At 67.7% G+C, this 446-nt stretch carries 1 protein-coding gene; it reads left to right on the forward strand.

Annotation, left to right across the window (positions count from 1 at the left end):
- On the forward strand, positions 1 to 446 hold a 446-nt coding region (locus PZH32_RS11380; protein ID WP_275208366.1), incomplete at both ends, for a nitronate monooxygenase.

The following is a 446-nucleotide window of genomic DNA, read 5'->3' on the forward strand; positions in this document are numbered from 1 at the left end:
TCCGCGTGCCGGCGAAGTGGCCGAGCTTGTGTGCGAGCTGGGGGTGGAAGTAGTCACCACCGGCGCGGGCAGCCCCGCCAACTACATGAAGATGTGGAAAGAGGCCGTCGTGAAGGTGGTGCCCGTGGTGGCATCGGCGGCGCTGGCGGCCCGCATGGAGCGCTTGGGCGCCGATGCGCTGGTGGCCGAAGGCACCGAGGCCGGCGGTCACATCGGCGAGCTGACTACCATGGCGCTTCTTCCGGCGGTTTGCGAGAAGGTTTACATCCCCGTTATCGGCGCCGGCGTCATTGTGGACGGCCGCGGCATGCTGGCCGCCTTCGCCCTGGGCGCCGAGGGCGTGCAGTGCGGTACGCGCTTCCTGACCGTGAAAGAATGCAGCGTGCACGAGGCCTGGAAAGAGAAGGTGCTGGCGGCGAAGGACTCCGACACCATCGTTACCGGGC

The organism is Adlercreutzia equolifaciens (assembly GCF_029076695.1).
Classification (GTDB): domain Bacteria; phylum Actinomycetota; class Coriobacteriia; order Coriobacteriales; family Eggerthellaceae; genus Adlercreutzia; species Adlercreutzia equolifaciens_A.